Genomic DNA, 21,304 nt, shown 5'->3' on the forward strand with positions numbered 1-21,304 from the left:
CCGAAGCCCACGCGGCAGGCGGGAATCTCCGTCCTTTAGGGCGGAGAGGATGTCAATCCCTCACCCCTCGCGCCAGGTGGTCGGGGGCTTCGCCAACTGGAACCCGGGTCTGGTCTCCGGATCGCATGTCTCGGATGGTGACCTCTCCGACTGCTTGCTCATCGGGACCGTAGAGCACCGTGAAACGGGCGTTGCGCGCGTTCGCCCATTGGATCTGCTTGCCGAGCTTCCCGGACGATCCGAGATAGGTCCCCACCCGCAGGCCCCGCGAGCGAAGCCGACCTGCCAAGCTCATCAGCTCGACCTCGCCGCCCAGCACGGTCAACGCGACATCCAAGCCGGCGGCCTCGATCTCCTTGGCGCCCTGAATAGCGAGGATGCGCTCGATGCCGATGGAGCCGCCGCACGCGGGCATGTCGGGGCCGCCCAGCGTCGCGACCAGGCCGTCGTAGCGGCCTCCTGCCGCGATCGCTCCGGGGAACCCCTCGGCCACCACTTCGTAGATGGCGCCGGTGTAGTAGTCCAGGCCGCGCACCATACGCGGCGCAAACACGATGCGCTCACCCAGCTCTGCCGTCAGCTCCAGCAGCCGGTCGACTTCGGCCATGCCCTTCTGGCCGCGTTCGCTGGCCGCCAGTTTGGCGCGGATGAGGCCGGGGTCGTCTGCCGCCAGGTCCTCGGCCAGCCTTTCCGCGACACTCATCTCCAGGCCGCGGTCGTCGACGAGTTCCTTGGCGACGGCCTGCGTTCCGATCTTGTCGAGCTTGTCCAGTGTGGCGAGTACTCCGTCTCCGATGCTCGCCTCTATGTCGTAGACCTCCAGCAGTCCTCGGAGGGCTTCACGGCTGTTGACCAGGAAGCGGAACCGCTCGACGCCGAGAGCCTCAAGACCGTCGGCCAGGGCGCAGACGATCTCGGCGTCCGCAATGGGTGATGTCGAGCCCACAGTGTCGATGTCGCACTGAACGAACTCGCGGAAGCGGCCCTCCTGCGGACGGTCGGCCCGCCACACCGGTCCGATCGCATACCGCTTGAACGGCGACGGGAGTGCGGCGCCATGGGTGCCGATGACCCTAGCCAGGGGGACCGTGTGGTCGTAGCGCAGCGCCAGGTCCGGCTTGCCGCTGGCCTCGTGGACGCCCCGGCGCAGGATCTTGAACAGGAGCTGGGAGGCTTCCTCGCCGTACTTGCCGGTGACCACTTCGAGCCGCTCGAATGCGGGTGTCTCCAACGGATCGAACCCGTAGCGCTCGAACACCTCCGAGACCGTGGCGAACGCCGCCTTGCGGCGACGCACCTCGTCGGCGAGAAAGTCCCGGGTTCCCGACGGTGCCTGGGCGGCTTGGGCCATGACGTGGCCTTCCTGCTACGGGGCGTGGCGGTAAGTATGCGAACAGCGCGTATCCTACTCCGCCTGATCATGAAGGGGCTGCCACTGGGGGAAGTACCTGCTCAGCATGTCGACGATACCGCTTTGGGAGTCGGGGTCGCCGTGCCCGGTGTGGAGCAGAGGGGTGCCCGGTATCGGGGAGAGCCGCTGCCAGCCGTCCAGGTCGTCCATGAGCGCGCGAACACCGCTCATCAGCGACAGCGACATCTGCGGGACGAGAGAGTCCAGGCAGTGCGCAAGGTAGTAGATGGACGAGCGCCGCATCGCGGTCGCATCCACGCGCTCGCTGTAGTTGACCTCGCTGATCCTGGGATAGCAGGCGTCCAGCATGCTCTTGGGCACGTCCCACACGGGCATCATCACGTCCACCTCGCCTGTGCGGCGAATCGGGTAGGGCATGGGGCGCCGCCCGTTGATCAGGCAGAACAGCAGTTCGGCCGCGAGGTCTTCGCGGTTGTAGCCGACCAGGAGGTGGCGAGCCCCGGTGATGGAGCAGACAGCGCGGCCGGCGAGGTTGACCAGGAAGGTCCCGAAGAAGTGCGAGGTGTCGGCGCCATAGGTTGCGGAGAACTCCTCCCACAGCTCGGCGGGCGAGGCGCTCATCTTCAGCAGCTCGGTGACATCGGCTGGGTAGAGCACGCGGTGGTTGAATCCTGCTTCCCCGCACAGTTCGCGAGCGCGGTCGACCGCGGATTCCGGCCACAGCGGTTCCATGGCCAGAGTGAAGCAGGTGATCTCACTTGGGTCGCCGTCTTGGGAGGTGATGTAGCGCCTCATGCCCTGCACAAGGCTGCTGCTGTCGCCTCCTCCGGAGATCCCCGCGACCAGTCGGGCGGGAGCCCGGTGTGCGGCAAGGAAGTCACTAATCTTGGTGAAGACGATCTCACGCATCGCGGCGTCGTCGACCAGGTGCAACCGGTGGGTCGGCGCCTTGCTCTCATGGGCGTATTGAAAGTCCGCCAGGGCGGCCACCGGGTAGGCGCTGTGGCGGACTGTTTCGATCTCGGTGGGGCGCAATGCCTCGATGTCGGTGTTGCGCATGCACTGCACGACGACATTGCACCCCGGAGCGAGCTGGTCCACGGTCAGGGAGATGGGAATGGGTTTGAGAGTGCCGTCTCCGGGAACCTCATACGCTTGAAACAGCGACGGTGGAAACCTGTTCGCCAGCAGCAGGTCCGCAATCGTCATCTGCTCAATGGGTTTAAGCGTTCGGGCGCCCGCCGGGAACAACAGCGTAAGGCGGTCCCAGTCGGTGCTCGACAATGACTCCTCGCCCCCATCCTTTTCATTTGCTACGGCATTGGCCCCGGCGTCGGATCACAGGTGAGCGCACAGGGCGGGAACGGCCATCAGCTCCTCTATGCGCTGGTCGGTCATCCGGTCCATGCCCGCGCTCGCCAGGGTCCGCGTCATGACGTCCGCGAGCGCGGCGATGTCGGTGGTCACTGCTTGGACTTCCATGCGATCCTCCTTTTAGGTGATTGTCATATCGGCCACATGGAGCCTACGCGGACATCCTGCGAGTGGCAAGAATGCCACTCTAATATCAGTTTTATGCATGCCGAATTATAGATACATGTTGTTTGAAATGGTCGCGGCATGCAAGGTGCCGGGTGTGACCATAAATCGACAGAAGGTGCTCTAGCCTATTTCGGCACGTCGGGCCGGGCTGGTTGGCCTCTAGACGAAGAGGGGAACCCCCCACCCCTGGAACCGCTTGACCGCTGCGACCGATTCGGCCACCAGGGCGATCGCCGCGATGCGGCCTGCCGCATCGTAGGCGCCGGTTCCGCTGGGTGTGATCGTTGGGCCGGTGGATGCGCCGAGCTGGTCGAGGACGATGACGGCAGGGGTGGCTGTGGCGTCGGTGCTGATGAGGTTGACCCGTTCGGCCCAGCCTCCGCCTGGACCTGTCAGGGTGTAGTCACGTCCGGCCCACGAGCTGAGGGCCGTGCCGATCGAGTGGATCACCATATCGGTGGGCGAGAGGCCGGACAGGGTAGGGCCCATGTAGGGCCCTCCCCGCCGGGCGATGGTGTTCCCGGTGGTGCGGACCGGGTCGCCGGAGGTGGCCACGCCCTTGTAGCGGCTGATGGCCGCGACCGATTCCACGCCATAGGTGGAGCCCTTGGTGATCGTATAAGTGGCGGGTTCGCTGCTCGCCCGGCGCAAGTAGAGGCGCGACAGCAGGTCGATGGTGCCGTCCGACACGGTCACGGCCAGGTTCCACCCGGCCAGGACCGGGTTGGAGGCCGACTGGTTGTTGACGTAGGACAGCACCAGGAAGTCTCCGTCCACGGTCCCGGCCGGGACCGGCACCGCGATGCTCGGCCCTGTGTTGGAGAAGGTAAGGTTCACGAGATTCCCTTCTTGTGGGTTGGGTTTCGCTCGGGCCTGTCGGTAGATCGACGCCGGCCACCTGCAACCGCGGCGGCCCTTGTCGAGCGAGGCGCACCTACAGCAGCGGTTCGGCGTGGCACGGGACACCGTCCGCCGAGCCATCGGTCACCTCGCGGAGCTGGGGCTAGTGCGCACCGTACCGGGCAAGGGCACGTATGTGCGCGCGACGACCCGGACCCAGGTAACGCCCGAACCAGGCATGCGAATCATCACCCGGCCAGCGACCAAGGGCGAACAGGACGAGCTGGAGCTCGACGCGGGGGCGTGGGTGCTCGTCATCGAACGGCCAAATGGGGAACTCGACGTGCTGCCGGGGGATGGAGCGGAGATCCGCGTCGAGTAGGAGGGCATGCACCGGTCGGTGAACCTGTCGGCACCGGTCGGCGTAGACGTTCGTAGCGTTCGTGCGATGTGGTGTCATCGTTACTCGGTCTCTCAGCGGCGGTGCTGATTCCGCGAGATTCTCACGGCATGAGTGCAACACGGATCAGCCCGCCGCTTCGCCGCCAGAGGCTCGGGCGCATCCTTCGTGACCTGCGAATGGCCAGCGGCATGACCCTGGCCGAGGTCTCCGACCGGCTCGGGTGGAGCAGGGCGAAGCTGGCTAGGGTCGAAGCGGGCCAGCACAAGCCCGAGCTCGGTGATATCGCCGCGGCGCTGGAGTTCTACCAGGTCGCCGACGACCTTCGTGAGACGTGCCTGACGCTGGCCGGCCAGGCTGGTGCGCGGCCGTGGTGGGCGCCGTACCGGGCCGTGCTGGGCGATCTCGTCTCACTGGAGACCGAGGCGGCCTCGATCCGCTCGTGGCAGCCCATGCTCGTCGAGGGGCTTCTCCAGACGGAGGATTATGCGCGTGCGATCGTGCTGGCCGACCTGCCCGGCGTGGCCGAGTCGGAGGTGGATCTGCGGGTGCGGGCACGGATGGCCCGGCAGCGTCTCCTGCTAGGTGATGATCCGGTTGCTCTGAGTGTGGTGATGCATGAGGACGCCCTGCGGGTGCCGGTGGGGAGTGTCGGGGTGATGCGGGCGCAGCTGGCCCATTTGATGGGTGTGGCTCGGTGGCCGAACGTCACGGTGAGGGTGCTGCCTCGGAGGGTGGGGGCCCATGCTGGCATGGGAGGGGCGTTCGTGCTCCTGTCGCTGATGGACTCCCCTCCCGCGTGTTTCGTGGAAGGAGGGCCAAAAGAGATCATCACGGTGAATCAGGAGCAGGTGCGGGGTTACGAGTGGCGTTTTGATCATCTGGCCGCGTCCGCGCTTGCGATAGAAGGCTCGATGGAGATGTTCGACATCATCGCGAGGGAATTCGATGCTGAGTGATCACTGGCACAAGAGCAGTCTGTCGGGATCGACCGGCGGCGGGTGCGTGGAGGCTCGCTGGGACGGCGCAGCCGTTCACGTGCGTGACACCAAGCAGCACGGCCAGGGGCCGATGCTGATGTTCACGCGTGGCGAGTGGGAGGCGTTTCTCGGCGGTGTCGCCGGGGGAGAGTTCGACCTTCCGGGGATGACGAAGCGTAGCTGAGCGCAACGAAGGGGCGGGCGCAGTTGCTGCGCCCGCCCCTTCGTCATCCACTCTCTGCTGTCAACTGCTGCTGTCACGAGGTAGATCACCACGGTCAGCGGCTAGCTGTTTTGCCTGGTCACGCTATGGTGCCCCCGGCATGATTCGAACATGCGACACCCGCTTTAGGAGAGCGGTGCTCTATCCCCTGAGCTACGGAGGCAAAGGTTCCTTGCTAAGCCTAGCGAAAGTTGGGCGGTGTGTGTGACGGGGAGGCGTACGCGGTGGCGGGAGGTTGGTCATGGGAGCTGTGAAACGGAGTAAAGGCGTAGCAAGCGGTGTCTGGGGGTGGGATGGGCGTGGCTACTGTCGCCGTCTGTGCTGAGGGGTGGTTGCGGAGTGGGTCGGCTGGTGGCCTTGGTCGGAGTGATGTCGGTGCCGGCGGTGCTCGCGGGGTGTGTGTTCGTGGGCGAGCTGGTCGGGGCGGAGCGGGGGAGGCGGGCTTTGGGTGCTGGGCAGGTGCCGGGAGGCGTCGGGGGCGATGTGGGCGATGGGGGCGATAGGGGGCGTGGCGGGGTGGAGCGGCCGGTCGCGGATGTGAGTTGGGGGCCGTTGCTGGTCACCGGTTCCGGCGGGATGGGGGCGTGGAGGGACGAGGAGGCGGTGAGGGTTCAGAGGGTGCGGGCCGACGCCGGGAGCGGTGGGCGTGGTGTGGGGCGGTCGGAGCGGAGGTGGGGGCCGAGGGTGCGAACCGGCGTTGAGGATCGTGCGGAGCGCGGGGTGCGGACGGGCGCAGGGAGGTCTGAAGGTCAGGTGGCCGACAGGGGCTGTGAGATCGAGTGGGAGGCCCGGCGGGCTTACGAGTCGTGCGCGGGGCACGTGGTGAGCGGTGAGGCGGTCGCGGGGGCGGTCAAGGCGGAGGAGCGGGGATTGCCTTCGGTCGAGGTCGGTGTGGGCGTCGGCGCGGAGGGGCCGCGGGGGCCGGAGGGTGCGGATGCGCAGGCGTCCGGCCGTACGGATGGCTCGGGCTCGGAGCGGGCGCGGGCGGCGCAGGGGGAGCGGGGGGAGCAGGGGGCTGGGCGGTCGTCGGACCGGCCGCGTGGCGGGAGCTGCGGAGGGGCGGTTGTGCGGGTTGGCGGCGGCGACATGTCGGAGGGGTTGGTCGGGTTCAGGTGCAGGGGCCGTTTGGGGGAGTGAGGGAACCGCCGTGAGGTGAGGCCTCGTGCGGGACAGGTGGCGGGGCTGAGGCTTGTGGCGTTGCACGGGCTTCGGCGGATGTAGGGGGCGGGGCACGGTCATCCGGGTCGGCTTGTGTGAAGGGCCGTCGCTTGTGGTGGGATCTGAGCCGTATGCGTCACCCAGGCGGGGTGAAGATCGGGTCTCGATCATGTTGGTGAGGCGCTGTCGCCGTACTTGTAGGTGTTGAGGTGCAAATGTCGGGCGCTGGTGGCGGAAGGTCATCTGTGGACCCGTATGGCAAGCGGTGAGGTGCCGTGGCGGAGGCTGTCGGCTTGATGCTGGTTGAGATGTTTGGACAGGTCAGACGGTTGCCGGGGGGCAGGGTGGGTGGTTGACGGCGGACCTGTACTGATCCATACAGGGCGATAAAAAGGGTGCTTTCCGAACATAACGGCTCTGGGGACTCGGGCCCGGGCACTCAGGCGGTTTTGGTAACGTGCGTGCTTGTGCCAGGTCACGAGTGCGCAAACGGAGGAGTCGAAGGTGCCATCTCCTCGGTCAGCAAGTCTGATCGCGGTCGTGACGGCCATGACTTCGCTGGCTTCCCTCCAGTTCGTGTCGGCGGCCCCCGCCCAGGCGACGGCAGTGGTGAAAAAGTCCCCCGTGGCAACGGCGGCGGCGTGGGATCCCAAGCTGTCTGATCTGAGGCGTCAGGCCGAGAAGGCGGCGACGGAGCTCGAAGAGGCGACAAAGGCGCTGAAGCAGCGACAGAGCAAGATCAGGACCTCGCAGAAGCAGCTGGAGGGCAAGCTGCGGGCGCTGGAGGTGGCGGAGCAGGCTCTCGCCAAGGTACGGCAGCCGCTTTCGGAGGTCGTCTCGCTCATCTACCAACAGCCCAGCGCAAATGATTTTGCACCGTTCCTCTCGGGCGATTCCACGGCGGAGGCTCTTCGCGGGATGGGGTTGGTCACGCACCTGGTGGGCGGGCGCAACGAGGTGATCGCGGAGAGCAATCGGGCGTACAGCGCGCGGGAGAAGCTGGCGGCCGAGGCGCAGGAGCTCAGGGCCGACAACCTGCTGTCGGAGGCGCAACTCGCGGCCGAGGTCGACACGCTGCGCAAGCGCTCCGACAGGGTGGTGAAGTCGCTGACCCAGGCGCTGCTGAAGATGGGGATCAAGGTGGACAAGCTGGGGAAGGCCGCCTTCTCCTGCGATCCGACCAAGGCCGCGTCGGCGAACGAGTTTCCCAATGGGCTTATCCCCAAGGCCTATCTGTGTCCGCTTCAGCAGCCGGGACACACCTTGAGGGCTGACGCCGCCATTGCGTTCATCAGCATGAACGAGGCGTACAAGAAGCAGTTCGGCACCCAGATCTGTGTGACGGACGCCTACCGCGATCTGGCCGAACAGCAGTCGGTCTACTATCGGCGACCGGGCTTCGCGGCCGTGCCGGGGCGTAGCAACCACGGCCTGGGCTTGGCGCTCGACCTCTGCGGGGGTGTGCAGAACTTCAGGTCGCCGCAGTTCAACTGGATCGAGGCCAACGGTAAGAAGTACGGATGGTTCCACCCTGATTGGGCTTATACCAACCCGTTTGAGCCGTGGCATTGGGAGTATGACCCCAAGCTCACCGCAGCGCGCTGAGATCGGGACTCACCGCACGAGGTGATCGTGTGGCCGGTGGCGCAAGCCGGTGTCTGGGACAGGTTGCGCCACAGATGCCGCATCGAGATTACTTGCTGGGCTGGGGGACGAGCTCGGAGGTGCAGAAGGCGCAGCGGGTGGCGGCCTTCGGGATCTCGGAGAGGCAGTGGGGGCAGTCGTGCTTGTTGCTTTCCTCGACCGTGGCGAAGCGCTCTCTGAGGTGCTGGTAGGGCAGCACGACGAGGAAGTAGATGACGGAGGAGACGATCAGGAAGGAGACCAGCGCGTTGATGAACGAGCCGTACTGGAACTTGGAGTCGCCCACGGTGAGGACGAGGTCGGAGAAGTTGGGCAGTCCGCCGAAGGCCGAGATCAGCGGGGTGAGGAGGTCTTTGACGAAGGAGTTGACGATCGAGGTGAAGGCGGCGCCGACAACGACCGCGATGGCCAGTTCGAGCACGTTGCCGCGCAGCAGGAACTTTTTGAATCCGCTCATGTAGGGCTCCTGGATGGTCCTGGATGGGGAGCCCAAATTGTATGGCTCAACGTGGGATGCGGATTGCACTCCGTAACTATCGACGCTGCTCGATCATGATGGAAAGGTGGCCTCCGGGCTGTGCGCCGGCGAGCCGTGCGGCCTGGTCCGGGGTGGTGGCCAGCACGATCAGGGCTCCCGAGTGGGAGTCGCCGGTGTGACGGGTCGTGATGACGGTGGCGTTGTCGGCGACGGTCGCGGCCGGTTGCGCGTCTGATTCGGCCCAACCCGATGGAGCTGCGAGCACATCCACAATGTCGCCCGGGGACAGCAGTCGGACGGCCTCCGGGTCGGCCACGCGCACCGGCATGGCGACCGCGTCGGCGCCGTATCCGCTGAGCATGCCGGGGCCGAGGAGGCGGGCGTCGGTGAGAGGCTCGCCGCGGCGCATCGGGGAGGCGAGCACGCGGCCGGTCGTGGGCGGGGTGAGGGATTCCGGGCTCAGGTCGGCGGATTCGCCGGTAGGGGAGTCGTGGGGGCGTAGAGCGCCATGGGGGACGAGGTCGGCCGGCAGGTGGACGGTGGTGAGGTCGCCAGGCCGTAGCGGGCCGACGCGCAGATCGCGTGCGGCGGCGAGCACGGCCACGGTCGCGGGTTGAGCGGGGCGGAGCACGGCCAGGGTGCACGCGGTCGCGAGCCCGGCGGGCACGACCGCGATGAGGCGGCGATGCCGTTTGAGTCGGCGCTTCCAGACATGCGCGCGCATGGCGAACTCCAGGTGGGGACAAGCGGAATGTGAGTTATCGGTCAGGGCAGGTCGATGGGCAATCTGATGCCGTCGAGCGCGGAGGGGCACGGGCAGGCGCGCTCGTCGGGGAGGGACTCGACCACGTGCGTGACGAGTGTGCGCATGCGCTTGACGTTGGCGGCGAAGAAGGCCATGACCTCCTGATGTGTGACCCCGTCACCGCTCTCGACGCCCGCGTCGAGGTCGGTGACCAGGCTGAGCGAGGTGTAGCAGAGGGCGAGCTCGCGGGCGAGCACCGCTTCGGGATGGCCGGTCATGCCGACGATGGTCCAGCCGTTGGAGGTGAACCAGCGCGATTCGGCTCTGGTGGAGAAACGCGGTCCTTCGATGACGACCAGAGTGCCTCCGTCGACCGTCTGCCATGAGCCGTCTCGGGCTGCCCGGAGGGCTGTCTCACGGCCCGCGGGGCAGTAGGGGTCGGAGAAGGAGACGTGGACGGCTCCGCCGGTGTCGTAGTAGGTCTGGGCGCGGCTCGTGGTGCGGTCGACCAGCTGATCCGGGACGACGAGGGTGCCGGGGCCGTGCTCGGCGCGGAGTGAGCCGACCGCGTTGGGCGCGATGATCTGGCGGACGCCTAAGGCGCGCAACGCCCACAGGTTGGCCCGGTAGGGGATGCGGTGTGGTGGGAACCGGTGGTCCCGTCCGTGCCGGGGCAGGAAGGCGACCCTGCGGGTGCCGATACGACCGATGGAGATCGGGTCGCTCGGGGCTCCGTAGGGCGTGGCCTGCTCGATCTCCTGGACGTCGTCGAGCAGCGAGTAGAACCCCGAGCCGCCGATGACGCCGATGTCCGCGTGATTGACCATGCCGCCGACCATAGCGGCCCCGCGTGACCCCGCTTCGACCCGAACCGCATTCTGTGGATAGCCCCTGGGCGTGGGGCGGCGTGTCCGCCCACCTGTGGATAACTGCGCGTGGATGGCCGCGCGTGGATAACTGCGCGGCCGGCGGTACGGCTCTTCGGGATTCCAGCCGCCGCCAGGTCTATCGGCATTGCCATGGAGTCGCCAGATGGTCGCCAGGTGGTCGCCACGTAGAGGAGCAGACCCCTGCGGACCTGGGGTTTCCCTCTACTCCACCACGGATACGGTTGAAGTGACCATTTGCTCATATTGGGTCGAAGACCATGACAACCATGGACACAGCACCGCAGGAGACCAAGCGTAGCCTGGCCGTCATCATCGCCGCGCTTCTGCTCGCCATGCTGCTCGCGGCGCTCGACCAGACCATCGTGTCCACCGCGCTGCCCACCATCGTGAGCGATCTCGGCGGCCTCCAGCATCTGGCCTGGGTGGTCACCGCGTATCTCCTCGCGTCCACGGTGTCCACGCCCCTGTGGGGAAAACTGGGTGACCAGTTCGGCAGGAAGCGCCTCTTTCAAACGGCCATCGTCATCTTCCTGGCGGGTTCGGTGCTGTGCGGGCTGGCGGCGAGTATGGCCCAGCTCATTCTCTTCCGGTTCTGCCAGGGCCTGGGCGGCGGCGGGATCATGGTCTTGGCCCAGGCGATCGTGGGCGATGTGGTCTCGCCTCGCGAGCGGGGGAAGTACCAGGGCTTCTTCGGCGGCGTGTTCGGGATGGCCAGCGTGTGCGGGCCGCTGCTCGGCGGGCTGTTCGTCGATCACCTGTCGTGGCACTGGGTCTTCTACATCAACTTGCCGATCGGGGTGGCCGCGTTGTGCGTGGTGGCAGCGGTCTTGCCTGCCACGGAGAAGCGCACGCGGCACACCATTGACTATGCGGGGATCGTCCTACTAGGGGCGGCTGCCTCCTGCGTTGTCCTGTTGAGCACGTGGGGCGGCACCGTCTACTCCTGGAACGATCCCACGATCATCGGCCTGGGCCTGGCGGCTCTGCTTCTTGTGGTGGGCTGGGTGCTCGTGGAACGGCGGGCGGCGGAGCCGGTGATGCCGCCGCGCCTGTTCGCGTCGCGCGTGTTCAGCGCGACCGCGGCGGTGGGGTTTGTGGTGGGCTTCGGGATGTTCGGCGCGCTGACCTACCTGCCCGTGTACACGCAGATCGTGCATGGCGTGTCGGCGACCATGTCAGGTGTCTACCTGCTTCCCATGGTTGTGGGGATGTTCGGGAGTTCGGTGATGAGCGGCCAGCTCATCAGCCGCTACGGGAGGTATCGCCTCTTCCCCATCGTGGGCACAGGGGTCGCCACTGTCGGGATGTTTCTCCTGACCAGATTGGATGAGAACACCCCGACTGCCCTGATGGGGCTGTTCCTCCTGGTGCTGGGGCTGGGGCTCGGCCTGGTCATGCAGGTGCTGATTCTGGTGGTGCAGAATGCGGTGCCGTACGAGGATCTGGGGGTTGCGACCTCGGGGGTGACGTTCTTCCGCTCGGTGGGCGGTTCGTTCGGCGTCGCCGTATTGGGGGCGGTATTCGCGGACAGGCTCCGGGAGGCGGTGACGGAGGCGGTCAGCCGTACGCCGCTTCCGCCGGGGTTCGACCCGGCGTCGGTGACCGGCGACCCGGCGGCGATCACGTCGCTGCCGCCGGCGCTACGCGCGGAATTTCTCCATATTTACGCGGAGTCGATCTCTCGGGTGTTCGTCGTGGCCACGCCGGTCATGGCGCTGGCCTTCGCGTTGGCGTGGTTCATCCCGGAAATACGCCTGAGGGAGACGACCAAGGCCATGGACGTCGGCGAAGGGTACGGCGGAGCCCCGGCCCAGAGGTCATCCCTGGACGAGGTGGAGCGCGGCCTGATGCGGCTGGCCGACGCCGACCTCCGCCGCGACTACTACCGCAGGCTGGGCGCCCTCGCGGGCCTCGACGGGGTGCCCCCAGGAGGCGTGTGGATGCTGGCCCGGATCGGCACTCAGGGGTGCGTGACGGCCGAGGATCTCGCGCGGCAGGCCCGGGTGCCGCCCGAGCGCGGGCGCCCTTATGTCGATCTGCTGGTGGACGACGGATTCGTGACGACGTCGGCCGACGGGAGGTGCCTCGAACTCACGGCCGACGGGCGTGAGGCGGCGGGCCGGCTGGTCGAGCAGTGCCGGGAGGGGCTGCGCCGGATGGTGGACGACTGGCACCCCGACCGGCACCCCGAGCTGAGCGAGCTGCTCGCCCGGCTGCCGCGGCACCTGCTCGGCGCGGAGTGCGACCGGCCGCCTGAGCGCCGCCGGGCATGACCACCGCGACGTGTGACCACCGCGGGACCACCACGATGAACACCGCCGATGAACACCGCCGATCAACGCCGCGCGGCCGTGGCCGGCGATCCGAGGGGCCGCCGAGCCCGAGCGCCCGGACCGGGCGCCCTCGCGGGTCAGGAAGCCGTGGCGGAAGCGGGCGCCGAAGACGACGAAGTCGACGAGGTCGACGAGTCGCTCTTGGTGCTCTCGGACTTGGTCGACTCGCTCTTGGCCGTGTCGCTCTTGGCCGGGGAGGCCGCGGTGCTGGACGAGCCGGCCGACCGGCTGTCGGTGCGGTAGAAACCCGACCCCTTGAACACGATGCCGACGGCCGAGAACACCTTGCGCAGAGCGCCCTGGCAGGCCGGGCACTCGGTGAGGGCCTCGTCGGAGAACCTCTGCACGACCTCGAGCTGCTCGCCGCAAGCGGTGCAAGCGTACTGGTAGGTGGGCACGCGCTACTCCTCTTCGATCCGAACCGGTTGGCACTCTACCGGCACGACTGCTAATGGTAAGCAGGCGATAAGCATAAACGCGACTCCGGCGGCCCTCATTCCGTGCCGCGCTCGCCGTACCAGCCCGCGAGCTTGCCCTTCCTGCTGACCGCGCGCAGGCGGTTCTCCACGGTTTCCCTGCTGGCCGCGGTGGTGACGACGAGGAGTTGGTCGTCGGCTCTGAGGCGTGTGGTGCCGGAGGGCACGAAGGTGCGGTCGTCGCGCACGATCAAGGTGATCTGGGCGTCGCGAGGGAGGCGGAGCTCGAAGATCTCGACGCCGTGCAGGTGGGACGAGGCTGGAATGCGCATTTGGAGCAGTTCCGCGTTGAGCTCGTCCAATGGGGCGGATTCGACGTCGAGATCGCGGGTTTCGTCGGGGGCGGTCACTTTGAGGAGCCTCGCGACGTAGGGCAGTGTCGGCCCCTGGAGCAGTGTGAAGACGATCACGATGATGAAGACCTCGTTGAACACGAGCTTCGCGCCCGGCACGCTGAGCGCCCACGGGATGGTGGCGAGGATGATCGGCACGGCGCCGCGCAGGCCGGCCCAGGACAAGAATGCCTGTTCGCGCCAGTTGAGCCGGTCGATCCCCGCGAGACGCACGACGAGAGCCGATGCCATGATCGACAGTGGCCGGGCCACCAGCACAAGAAGCAGACCGGCGATCAAACCGGGAATGACGGCCCTCGGCAGTTCGGAGGGGCTCGCAAGCAGTCCCAGGATGACGAACAGCCCGATCTGGGCGAGCCACGCCGCTCCTTCGGCGAATCCCCGCGTCGTGGACCGGTGCGGCAGCATGGCATTGCCCAGGATCAGCGCGCACAGGTATACCGCGAGGAATCCGCTGCCGTGCGCCAGCGCGGCTCCGCTATACGCGACGAACGTAAGGGCGACCACGGCGAGCGGGTAGAGGCCGGAGGCGGGAAGCGCGACCCGGCGCAGCGCATACGCGCCGACGGGGCCGACGAAGAGGCCGACGACGGCACCGACGGCCAGTTCATAGCTGATCTCCACGATCGCGCTGCCGAGGTTGGGCATCCGCGTGCCTGACGCGCTGAGCAGGAAGACCGCGATGACGGTGGGGGCGTCGTTGAAGCCGGACTCGGCTTCGAGGATGCCGGCGAGCCTTGCGGGCAGGGGAAGCCGCCGCAATACCGAGAACACCGCCGCGGCGTCCGTAGAGGCGAGGATCGCGCCGAGGAGCAGCGCCATACGCCAGTCCATGCCCAGGAGCAGGTGCACGGGTACGGCTACCGCCACGATGCTGACCGCGACGCCCACGGTGGCGAGGACCAGCGCGGTCGGTACGGCCCGGCGCACGTGGCTCCACTTCGTGGTGAGGCCGCCTTCGGCGAGGATCAGCGCCAGCGCGGAGAGCCCGATCTGCTGGGCGAGCTCGGCGTTTTCGAACTGGATGCCGACGCCGCCTTCACCGAGGAGAAGACCGAGCCCCAGAAAGATCAAGAGGGAGGGAAGCCCACTGCGATGTGCCATACGTACGGCCGCGATGGCCGCGATTACGACGCCAGCACCTAGAAGCAGCCAGACGTCCAGCTCCACTAGACCCCCTTCTCTATATCCCGACAGGCAATAGTGTCCTATATTTCCGGCTACACCAGGTATCTGGATGGTCTACCTTGGGCGACAACGTGCGGGCTTCAGGTGGATTCGGCAGGTGACGTGGTGCCAGGTGGAGAAGCTCCTGAACCCCAGGGTGATCTGATTCCCGCAGTTCACGAGGACTCTCCTCAACCGCGAAGAAAAAGAGTCCTGCGCCGGGTGTTCATCGTGGTGGGACTCGTCCTCGCGGTGCTGATCGCGGGAACGTTCGCACTGCTCATGGAGCGGCAGAGCGCCTACGACAGCAACATCGAACGTATCCCCGAGGCGTTTCCCGAGGAAGCGGAACGCCCGCGCAAGGTGGTGGGAGACGCCCAGAACTGGCTGCTGATCGGGTCAGACCGCCGACCTGGCGAGACGGGGTTCCAGCGGGCCGACACCATCATGCTCGTCCACCTGCCCGCGGATCGCCGGTCGGTCTACCTGGTCGGCATTCCGAGGGACGCTTATGTCGCCATTCCGGGGCGCGGCAACAACAAGATCAACGCTGCATATGCGTTCGGTGGACCGAAGCTCCTGATCAAAACGGTGGAGAAGCTGAGCGGCGTGCGTGTGGACCACTTCGCCGCCCTCGATTTCGCGGGCTTCACCCGCATGACCAGGGCCATCGGCGGCGTGGAGGTACACGTCTCCCGCGAGGTACGCGACCCCTGGAACGATGTCGTATGGCCCCAGGGCAAGGTGGTGCTCGAAGGGGAGAAGGCCCTTCTTTTCGTACGGCAACGCGCCAATCTCCCAGGCGGCGACTTCGACCGGATCAAACGCGCCCAGGCGGTCGTGCGGGCCATCGCCGACAAGGTGGTCAGCAGAGGGACCCTCACCAACCCTCTCCGCCTCAACGCCTTCCTTGAGGCGGCCACCAAATCCTTTAGCGTCGATGCGAACGTGACTTTCAGCACACTGCGTGATCTCGCCCTCGAACTCCGTGACGTTCGCCCGGACGACCTGACCGCTCTCACCATGCCCAACGACGGATCCGTCACGGTGAGAGGGGCAAGCGTGGTCAAAGTCAACCGACAGGAGTCCCGAGCCCTGTTCCAGGCGCTCGCCCACGATGCGCTCGACGATTACATCGAGGAAAACGGCGGGGTGAACGAGACAGGCCGGGTCAACTAGGGCGCGCCCACCGCGATCACGCCCGAGGGGCGCGCGACAAAGCGGACAGCCCGGTCGTGCGGTTCCGCGGGGACCTTGTCGACCAGTTCGTCCTCGTACAGCAGCGCGACCGTGGGCACGTGGGGACCCACACGGGCGAGCGCACGGTCGTAGGAGCCGCCTCCCTTGCCGAGCCGTACACCGTCGGTCTCGCCCACGGCGAGAGCCGGCACGACCACCAGCGCAGCCGTACGGATGGCGTCCACACCCCGCCTGACATCCACCGGCTCCATCACGCCGTAGCGTCCCGGGGCCAGGGTGTCGGGGCCGTCGTATACGGCCCAGTCCAGGTCGTTGTCGTCGCGCAGGACCGGCAGCATCACCGTGGCGCCGTGCTTCCACAGGGCGAAGACCAGGCCGTGGGTGTCCGGTTCGGCGCCGATCGACCAGTAGCAGGCGACCAGACCTGCCATCTGTGTCCACGGCTGATCGAGCAAACCATCCCTAATGCTGACGGAATCCGCACGCCGCTGTTTTTCGGGCAATGCGGCTCGCTCGGCCGCGATGGAGCGACGCAGGTTCTGCTTGTCCAAAGGCTCACCCACTAGGGTTCCTCCATGGCTGACTTCGACTCTGTGACGAAAGCTGTCATCCCTGCCGCAGGGCTGGGCACCCGATTCCTGCCGGCGACAAAGGCAACCCCGAAGGAGATGCTGCCCATCGTCGACAAGCCCGCCATCCAGTATGTCGTTGAAGAGGCGGTATCCGCTGGTCTCCTCGACGTTCTCATGGTGACGGGCAAGAACAAGCGCTCGATCGAAGATCATTTCGACAGGGCCATCGAGCTTGAAGACCTCCTGACGGCCAAGGGCGACGACGAGCGGCTCTCCCAGGTTCGCGAGCCCGCCGACCTCGCCACGCTGCACTACGTGCGCCAGGGCGAGCCGCGCGGCCTCGGCCACGCCGTACTCTGCGCCAAGCAGCACGTGGGCGACCACCCCTTCGCCTGCCTGCTCGGCGACGACCTCATCGACCCCCGAGACCCCTTGCTGCAGCGCATGATCGAGGTGCGCCGCGCCCACGGCGGCAGCGTCATCGCGCTCATGGAGGTGCCGAAGGAGCAGGTCTCGCTGTACGGCTGCGCCGCCATCGAGGCCACCGGCACCGACGACGTGGTCCGGGTGACCGACCTCGTGGAGAAGCCGCGCGTGGAGGACGCGCCCTCGACCTGGGCTGTCATAGGCCGCTATGTGATCGACCCCGCGGTGTTCGAGGTGCTGGAGAACACGCCGCCCGGCCGGGGCGGAGAGATCCAGCTCACCGACGCGCTGCGCGAACTCGCGACGCGCGGGCCCGACAGCGGCGGGCCGGTGCACGGCGTGCTGTTCCGCGGCCGACGCTACGACACCGGCAACAAGCTCGACTACCTGCGCACGGTGGTGCAGTTCGCCGCCGAGCGCCCCGACCTCGCCGCCGACTTCGTACCCTGGCTTAAGGACTTCCTTTCAACGCGATGAAATCAGTCGACGACCACCTCGGTGAAATCCTCGCCACCGTGCGCACGCTGGCGCCGCTCGAGCTCGAGCTCGAACGCGCGCTCGGCACGACCCTGGCCGAGGAGGTCACCTCCCCGGTGCCGCTCCCACCGTTCGACAACTCCGCCATGGACGGCTATGCCGTACGCTCCGCCGACATCGCCGACGCCACGCATGACCGCCCGGTCACGCTGCCGGTGGTCGACGACGTGGCGGCGGGCGACGGGCAGCTCCACGCCGTGGGACCCGGTCACGCCATACGCATCATGACCGGAGCGCCCATGCCGGCCGGGGCGGACGCAGTCGTGCCCGTGGAGTGGACCGACGGGGGCACGGTCACCGTGGTGGTCAACCGTACGGCCGCCGCCGGCAACGCGATCCGGCGCGCCGGAGAGGACATCCGAGCCGGCGACACGGTGCTCCACCCCGGCATAGTGATCGGACCCACCCAGCTCGGGATCCTCGCCGCTGTGGGGCGCCGCCGCGTCCTCGTACGGCCGAGGCCCCGCGTCGTGGTGATCTCCACCGGCGCCGAGCTCGCCGAGCCCGGCACGCCGCTCGGCGACGGCCAGATCTGGGAGTCCAACAGCTTCACGCTGTGCGCCGCCGTACGGCAGGCCGGAGGCGAGGGCTTCCGCGCAAGCATCGTCCCCGACGACGCGAGCGCCCTGCTCGACCAGCTCGACGCCCAACTGGTCCGCGCCGACATGGTGATCACCAGCGGCGGGGTGTCCATGGGGGCCTACGAGCCGGTCAAGGAGGCGCTCGGGCCGCTCGGCACCGTCCGTTTCGAGCGGGTGGCGATGCAGCCGGGCATGCCCCAGGGGTTCGGCGTGGTGGGTGAGGACCAGGTTCCGATCTTCACGCTCCCGGGCAACCCGGTGTCGTCCTTCGTGTCCTTCATGCTTTTCGTCCTCCCGGCACTCCGCAAAATGCGCGGCCTTCCGGCGGGTCCGCCCGACACGGTGACCGCCTTGACGACCGCGCCCCTGCGATCGCCGCAGGGCAAACGCTCCTTCCTGCGCGGCAAGCTCGCCACAAGCCCCGACGGCCACGCGACGGTCGCGCCCGTCGCCCGCCAGGGCTCCCACCAGCTCGCCGCGCTCGCCCTCGCCGACGCGCTCGTCGTCGTCCCCGAGGACGTGACCGAACTACCCGAAGGCTCGACAGTTCAGGTGATTCCGCTATGAGCGACCGATTCACCCACCTCGACGAGACCGGCGCCGCCCGCATGGTGGACGTCTCGGCCAAGGACGTCGGCAGCCGTACGGCACGGGCCGCAGGCCGCGTCCTCCTCTCCCCGGAGGCCGTGGCGCTGCTGCGCTCCGGCGACGTCCCGAAGGGCGACGCGCTCGGCGTCGCCCGCATCGCCGGGATCATGGGGGCCAAGCGCACCCCCGACCTCGTGCCGCTGTGCCATCCCATCGCGATCCACGGCGTCAAGGTCGACCTCGCCGTGACCGACACGGGCGTCGACATCACCGCGTCGGTCAAGACCGCCGACCGCACCGGGGTCGAGATGGAGGCCCTCACCGCCGTGACGGTCGCGGCCCTCGCCCTGATCGACATGGTGAAGGCCGTCGACCCCGCCGCCGTGATCACCGATGTGCGCGTCGAGGAGAAGACCGGCGGCAAAACCGGTGTCTGGCATCCGCCAGAGGAGCGTCACGCGTGATCAAAGCATTGGTGATCACCGTCTCGAACCGCGCCTCCGCGGGCGTCTACGCCGATATTTCGGGCCCGCTGCTCGCCGCGCTGCTCGCCGAGGCGGGGTGCGACACCGTGGACGGCCCGGTCGCCGTGCCCGACGGCGACCCCGTCGAGGCGGCCCTGCGCGCCGGGCTCGCCGAGGGATACCACGTGATCGTCACCACCGGCGGCACCGGGCTGACGCCCCTGGACCTCACCCCGGAGATGACCCGCCGGGTGATCGACCGCGAGATCCCCGGCATCGCCGAGGCCATCCGCCAGGCCAACCGCGACAAGGTGCCCACGTCCATCCTGTCGAGAGGGCTCGCCGGCCAGGCCGGCCGCACCCTTGTCGTCAACCTTCCCGGGTCGTCGGGCGGCGTGCGCGACGGCATGGCCGTCCTCGGCCCTGTCCTGCGCCACGCGGTCGACCAGATCGGTGGAGGCGACCATGCTCGCTGACCCCCGGCTCCCCTGACCTGTGAAATGCTGACGCGTGACGCGCCGGCCCCGCGACCAGCCGACCCCATGGCAAGTTCGTGTGGCTTCGGGGGATGATGAGGGATGTGGAGCGATTTCGTGGCTGGCCTGCCACTTTGAGCGAAGGGCCGGTCGGGCTTCGCCCGCTACGCCTCCGTGACGTGAAGGCCTGGCGGGAAACCCGGCTACGCAACGCCGACTGGCTGCGTCCCTGGGAGCCCAGCAACCCCGAAACGCCGCTTTTCCGCACCGGGCTCGGGCCGTACACCTCCATGGTGGGCACCCTCCGAAAGGAGGCCCGGCAGGGGCTGGCCATGCCGTGGGTCGTCACTTACGACGAAGTGTTCGCCGGTCAACTGACCATCGGCGCAATTGTCTGGGGTTCCGCGCGTTCCGCCCAAGTCGGTTACTGGGTCGACGGCCGACTCGCCGGACGAGGCATAATCCCCACCGCTCTCGCCATGGCCATTGATCACTGTTTCTTTACCGCGGGACTACACCGCGTCGAAGCCAGCATCCGCCCCGAAAATCATGCGAGCCGCAGGGTGGTTGAAAAGCTCGGCTTCAGGGAAGAAGGCATCAGACGCCGTCAGCTCCACATCGACGGCGCCTGGCGCGACCATATCTGCTACGCACTGACCGTCGAAGACGTGCCTCGTGGACTTCTGGTCCAGTGGCGGAGAGCCCGAGAAGCGGCAGCTCACGGTGGTTCTCCCCATGAAGAGGTTTGACGATCTCGCGACACACCGCACTTAATACTCGTCAATTAGTGACACGCGGTCTTACGGTGCGTGACGTGAGCACATGGAAGACGCCAAGAGACGCCAGGCGTTTTCATGCTGCCCGGAGGTCTTCGTGAGCAGCGCCTTCCTCTACATCGCCATCGTCGTCATGTGGCTATGCGTTCTTGTTCCCATGTGGATCGGCAGAGACCGCAACGACTCGACAAGCCTTGACGGCGAAGCCGTTGAGGCTCGAACGGACGCGTCCGGTACGGCTGACGCCGCCGCCGACGCGCGCCCCGCCGAACCCGACCCGCCCACCGCGGCCGACGAGCACGCCGAGTCGCCCGAGCCCGACCACGAGGCCGAGGCCGACGACGAGGCCGAGCGTGACAGGGATCAACGCAAGGATCGCCACGAGAGGCCGTCACCCTCCGTGGCCGCGGCACTCACCCCGGTGTCCGCCTCAACGGCCGCCACAGGCGCTCACAGCCGCGTGACGGCCCATGTGGACGCCCAGGGCCAGGCCGCCGCCCACGCCCGCCGCAGGGCCGCCATCGTGGCAAGGCGTCGGCGCAGGACCCTCTGGTGCGTCCTCCTCGTCCTCGCCTCCACCGTCACCGCGGCCGCCGGCGTGATCCCCTGGTGGGGCGTCGCCCCCTCCGCCGTCCTCCTCCTCGGCCACCTCACCCTGCTGCGCGTCGCCGTACGCATCGACAGCGAACGCCGCCGCGAAGCGGCCGAAGCCGCCGAAGCCCACGCCCGCCACCAAGCCCGCGAACGCGAACGCCGCCGCGCCCTCGCCGCCGAACAGGCCGCCGCCGAGGCGGCCCAAGCCCAGATCATCGACCTCACCGCCCGCCAGCACGACGCGTTCTTCGACCAGTACGCCGAACCCCAGCGTCGCGCCGTCGGCGACTGAACCCCCCACCACCCCGCCAGCGTGGCGCGAACAGCCCCGGAAGTTTGCTAACCTAGTCGAGTCCTTGGGGCTATAGCGCAGTCCGGTAGCGCACCTCGTTCGCATCGAGGGGGTCTGGGGTTCAAATCCCCATAGCTCCACAAGGAAGTTCGAGGGCGACGTGTGTCCGCGGAAAGCGCGGACCTCGTCGCCTTCCT

Annotated in this window: 23 protein-coding genes and 2 tRNA genes; 14 read left to right on the forward strand and 11 right to left on the reverse strand. The window is 67.6% G+C overall.

Going from position 1 to position 21,304, the window contains the following annotated elements; genetic code table 11:
* Nucleotides 1-52 precede the first annotated feature (52 nt).
* From hisS to BLQ73_RS14320, 4 genes are all read right to left on the reverse strand, one after another.
* The gene (hisS, locus tag BLQ73_RS14310; protein WP_093170950.1) at nucleotides 53-1,351 is read right to left on the reverse strand and encodes a histidine--tRNA ligase; all 1,299 of its coding nucleotides are present in this window, start codon (nucleotides 1,349-1,351) and stop codon (nucleotides 53-55) included.
* A 54-nt stretch (nucleotides 1,352-1,405) separates the two neighbouring features.
* The gene (locus BLQ73_RS14315) at nucleotides 1,406-2,581 is read right to left on the reverse strand and encodes a hypothetical protein (protein ID WP_245691076.1); all 1,176 of its coding nucleotides are present in this window, start codon (nucleotides 2,579-2,581) and stop codon (nucleotides 1,406-1,408) included.
* A 129-nt stretch (nucleotides 2,582-2,710) separates the two neighbouring features.
* Nucleotides 2,711-2,854 (reverse strand): hypothetical protein, encoded by a 144-nt coding sequence (locus tag BLQ73_RS32400; protein WP_176955447.1) that lies wholly within the window; start codon nucleotides 2,852-2,854, stop codon nucleotides 2,711-2,713.
* Nucleotides 2,855-3,073: 219 nt separating this feature from the next.
* Nucleotides 3,074-3,751, reverse strand: coding sequence for a hypothetical protein (locus BLQ73_RS14320; RefSeq protein ID WP_143020257.1), 678 nt, complete (start codon nucleotides 3,749-3,751; stop codon nucleotides 3,074-3,076).
* 46 nt (nucleotides 3,752-3,797) lie between these two features.
* Here BLQ73_RS14320 and BLQ73_RS14325 point away from each other — a divergent pair, with 46 nt between their 5' ends.
* From BLQ73_RS14325 to BLQ73_RS14335, 3 genes are all read left to right on the forward strand, one after another.
* Nucleotides 3,798-4,136: a GntR family transcriptional regulator gene (locus BLQ73_RS14325; protein WP_338056631.1), complete on the forward strand. Its 339-nt coding sequence runs from the start codon at nucleotides 3,798-3,800 to the stop codon at nucleotides 4,134-4,136.
* A 128-nt stretch (nucleotides 4,137-4,264) separates the two neighbouring features.
* Nucleotides 4,265-5,113: a helix-turn-helix domain-containing protein gene (locus BLQ73_RS14330; RefSeq protein WP_093170953.1), complete on the forward strand. Its 849-nt coding sequence runs from the start codon at nucleotides 4,265-4,267 to the stop codon at nucleotides 5,111-5,113.
* Nucleotides 5,103-5,318, forward strand: coding sequence for a DUF397 domain-containing protein (locus BLQ73_RS14335; RefSeq protein ID WP_093170954.1), 216 nt, complete (start codon nucleotides 5,103-5,105; stop codon nucleotides 5,316-5,318). The genes BLQ73_RS14330 and BLQ73_RS14335 overlap by 11 nt, the downstream gene beginning before the upstream one ends.
* Before the next feature lie 126 nt (nucleotides 5,319-5,444).
* On the opposite strand, the gene BLQ73_RS14340 is transcribed toward BLQ73_RS14335, so the two are convergent.
* Nucleotides 5,445-5,520 (reverse strand) — tRNA-Arg (locus BLQ73_RS14340).
* Between the two features lie 176 nt (nucleotides 5,521-5,696).
* On the opposite strand from BLQ73_RS14340, the gene BLQ73_RS14345 reads away from it, so the two are divergent.
* Entirely contained in the window at nucleotides 5,697-6,494 is a 798-nt protein-coding gene (locus BLQ73_RS14345; RefSeq protein ID WP_093170955.1) for a hypothetical protein, read from the forward strand.
* 570 nt (nucleotides 6,495-7,064) lie between these two features.
* Nucleotides 7,065-8,120 (forward strand): D-alanyl-D-alanine carboxypeptidase family protein, encoded by a 1,056-nt coding sequence (locus BLQ73_RS14350; RefSeq protein ID WP_093171120.1) that lies wholly within the window; start codon nucleotides 7,065-7,067, stop codon nucleotides 8,118-8,120.
* Between the two features lie 88 nt (nucleotides 8,121-8,208).
* On the opposite strand, the gene mscL is transcribed toward BLQ73_RS14350, so the two are convergent.
* The 3 genes from mscL to BLQ73_RS14365 form a co-directional block, all read right to left on the reverse strand.
* Nucleotides 8,209-8,616: a large conductance mechanosensitive channel protein MscL gene (mscL, locus tag BLQ73_RS14355; protein ID WP_093170956.1), complete on the reverse strand. Its 408-nt coding sequence runs from the start codon at nucleotides 8,614-8,616 to the stop codon at nucleotides 8,209-8,211.
* 76 nt (nucleotides 8,617-8,692) lie between these two features.
* Nucleotides 8,693-9,361: an RcpC/CpaB family pilus assembly protein gene (locus BLQ73_RS14360; protein ID WP_176955448.1), complete on the reverse strand. Its 669-nt coding sequence runs from the start codon at nucleotides 9,359-9,361 to the stop codon at nucleotides 8,693-8,695.
* A 41-nt stretch (nucleotides 9,362-9,402) separates the two neighbouring features.
* Nucleotides 9,403-10,209, reverse strand: a complete 807-nt coding sequence (locus BLQ73_RS14365; protein WP_093171122.1) for an S-methyl-5'-thioadenosine phosphorylase — start codon at nucleotides 10,207-10,209, stop codon at nucleotides 9,403-9,405.
* A 329-nt stretch (nucleotides 10,210-10,538) separates the two neighbouring features.
* Here BLQ73_RS14365 and BLQ73_RS14370 point away from each other — a divergent pair, with 329 nt between their 5' ends.
* Nucleotides 10,539-12,545: an MFS transporter gene (locus tag BLQ73_RS14370; protein ID WP_093171123.1), complete on the forward strand. Its 2,007-nt coding sequence runs from the start codon at nucleotides 10,539-10,541 to the stop codon at nucleotides 12,543-12,545.
* Between the two features lie 137 nt (nucleotides 12,546-12,682).
* Here BLQ73_RS14370 and BLQ73_RS14375 read toward each other — a convergent pair whose 3' ends face one another.
* Both BLQ73_RS14375 and BLQ73_RS14380 read right to left on the reverse strand, forming a co-directional pair.
* Entirely contained in the window at nucleotides 12,683-13,003 is a 321-nt protein-coding gene (locus BLQ73_RS14375; protein WP_093170957.1) for an FmdB family zinc ribbon protein, read from the reverse strand.
* Nucleotides 13,004-13,098: 95 nt separating this feature from the next.
* Complete coding sequence (locus tag BLQ73_RS14380) at nucleotides 13,099-14,604, reverse strand: potassium/proton antiporter (RefSeq protein ID WP_093170958.1); 1,506 nt, start codon at nucleotides 14,602-14,604, stop codon at nucleotides 13,099-13,101.
* 219 nt (nucleotides 14,605-14,823) lie between these two features.
* On the opposite strand from BLQ73_RS14380, the gene BLQ73_RS14385 reads away from it, so the two are divergent.
* Nucleotides 14,824-15,780 carry an LCP family protein gene (locus tag BLQ73_RS14385; RefSeq protein ID WP_093170959.1) on the forward strand — a complete coding sequence of 319 codons (957 nt, stop codon included), beginning with the start codon at nucleotides 14,824-14,826 and terminating at the stop codon, nucleotides 15,778-15,780.
* Here BLQ73_RS14385 and BLQ73_RS14390 read toward each other — a convergent pair.
* Nucleotides 15,777-16,364 (reverse strand): 5-formyltetrahydrofolate cyclo-ligase, encoded by a 588-nt coding sequence (locus BLQ73_RS14390; RefSeq protein WP_245691077.1) that lies wholly within the window; start codon nucleotides 16,362-16,364, stop codon nucleotides 15,777-15,779. The genes BLQ73_RS14385 and BLQ73_RS14390 overlap by 4 nt on opposite strands.
* A 12-nt stretch (nucleotides 16,365-16,376) precedes the next feature.
* On the opposite strand from BLQ73_RS14390, the gene galU reads away from it, so the two are divergent.
* The 7 genes from galU (at nucleotide 16,377) to BLQ73_RS14425 (ending at nucleotide 21,247) form a co-directional block, all read left to right on the forward strand.
* Nucleotides 16,377-17,276 carry a UTP--glucose-1-phosphate uridylyltransferase GalU gene (galU, locus tag BLQ73_RS14395; protein ID WP_093170961.1) on the forward strand — a complete coding sequence of 300 codons (900 nt, stop codon included), beginning with the start codon at nucleotides 16,377-16,379 and terminating at the stop codon, nucleotides 17,274-17,276.
* Nucleotides 17,273-18,484: a molybdotransferase-like divisome protein Glp gene (glp, locus tag BLQ73_RS14400; RefSeq protein WP_093170962.1), complete on the forward strand. Its 1,212-nt coding sequence runs from the start codon at nucleotides 17,273-17,275 to the stop codon at nucleotides 18,482-18,484. Before galU ends, glp begins: the two co-directional genes overlap by 4 nt.
* A complete protein-coding gene (gene moaC / locus BLQ73_RS14405) occupies nucleotides 18,481-18,969 on the forward strand; it encodes a cyclic pyranopterin monophosphate synthase MoaC (RefSeq protein ID WP_093170963.1) in 489 nt (162 codons plus the stop codon). The genes glp and moaC overlap by 4 nt, the downstream gene beginning before the upstream one ends.
* The gene (locus tag BLQ73_RS14410) at nucleotides 18,969-19,445 is read left to right on the forward strand and encodes a MogA/MoaB family molybdenum cofactor biosynthesis protein (RefSeq protein WP_093171124.1); all 477 of its coding nucleotides are present in this window, start codon (nucleotides 18,969-18,971) and stop codon (nucleotides 19,443-19,445) included. Before moaC ends, BLQ73_RS14410 begins: the two co-directional genes overlap by 1 nt.
* 95 nt (nucleotides 19,446-19,540) lie before the next feature.
* Complete coding sequence (locus BLQ73_RS14415; RefSeq protein ID WP_176955468.1) at nucleotides 19,541-20,194, forward strand: GNAT family N-acetyltransferase; 654 nt, start codon at nucleotides 19,541-19,543, stop codon at nucleotides 20,192-20,194.
* 124 nt (nucleotides 20,195-20,318) lie between these two features.
* Entirely contained in the window at nucleotides 20,319-21,107 is a 789-nt protein-coding gene (sepX, locus tag BLQ73_RS32405; protein WP_176955449.1) for a divisome protein SepX/GlpR, read from the forward strand.
* Between the two features lie 66 nt (nucleotides 21,108-21,173).
* Nucleotides 21,174-21,247 (forward strand) — tRNA-Ala (locus BLQ73_RS14425).
* Nucleotides 21,248-21,304: the final 57 nt, after the last annotated feature.

It is taken from the genome of Sinosporangium album (genome assembly GCF_900100605.1).
Classification (GTDB): Bacteria; Actinomycetota; Actinomycetes; order Streptosporangiales; family Streptosporangiaceae; genus Sinosporangium; species Sinosporangium album.

Bases quoted from the DNA above. Each gene is read 5' to 3' on its own strand.
- BLQ73_RS14360 (WP_176955448.1), bottom strand. From the start codon at position 9,361: ATGCGCGCGCATGTCTGGAAGCGCCGACTCAAACGGCATCGCCGCCTC.
- mscL (WP_093170956.1), bottom strand. From the start codon at position 8,616: ATGAGCGGATTCAAAAAGTTCCTGCTGCGCGGCAACGTGCTCGAACTG.
- glp (WP_093170962.1), top strand. From the start codon at position 17,273: ATGAAATCAGTCGACGACCACCTCGGTGAAATCCTCGCCACCGTGCGC.
- BLQ73_RS14370 (WP_093171123.1), top strand. From the start codon at position 10,539: ATGGACACAGCACCGCAGGAGACCAAGCGTAGCCTGGCCGTCATCATC.
- galU (WP_093170961.1), top strand. From the start codon at position 16,377: ATGGCTGACTTCGACTCTGTGACGAAAGCTGTCATCCCTGCCGCAGGG.
- BLQ73_RS14415 (WP_176955468.1), top strand. From the start codon at position 19,541: ATGAGGGATGTGGAGCGATTTCGTGGCTGGCCTGCCACTTTGAGCGAA.
- BLQ73_RS14315 (WP_245691076.1), bottom strand. From the start codon at position 2,581: ATGACGATTGCGGACCTGCTGCTGGCGAACAGGTTTCCACCGTCGCTG.
- BLQ73_RS32400 (WP_176955447.1), bottom strand. From the start codon at position 2,854: ATGGAAGTCCAAGCAGTGACCACCGACATCGCCGCGCTCGCGGACGTC.
- BLQ73_RS14335 (WP_093170954.1), top strand. From the start codon at position 5,103: ATGCTGAGTGATCACTGGCACAAGAGCAGTCTGTCGGGATCGACCGGC.
- BLQ73_RS14330 (WP_093170953.1), top strand. From the start codon at position 4,265: ATGAGTGCAACACGGATCAGCCCGCCGCTTCGCCGCCAGAGGCTCGGG.
- BLQ73_RS14350 (WP_093171120.1), top strand. From the start codon at position 7,065: ATGACTTCGCTGGCTTCCCTCCAGTTCGTGTCGGCGGCCCCCGCCCAG.
- hisS (WP_093170950.1), bottom strand. From the start codon at position 1,351: ATGGCCCAAGCCGCCCAGGCACCGTCGGGAACCCGGGACTTTCTCGCC.
- BLQ73_RS14365 (WP_093171122.1), bottom strand. From the start codon at position 10,209: ATGGTCAATCACGCGGACATCGGCGTCATCGGCGGCTCGGGGTTCTAC.
- moaC (WP_093170963.1), top strand. From the start codon at position 18,481: ATGAGCGACCGATTCACCCACCTCGACGAGACCGGCGCCGCCCGCATG.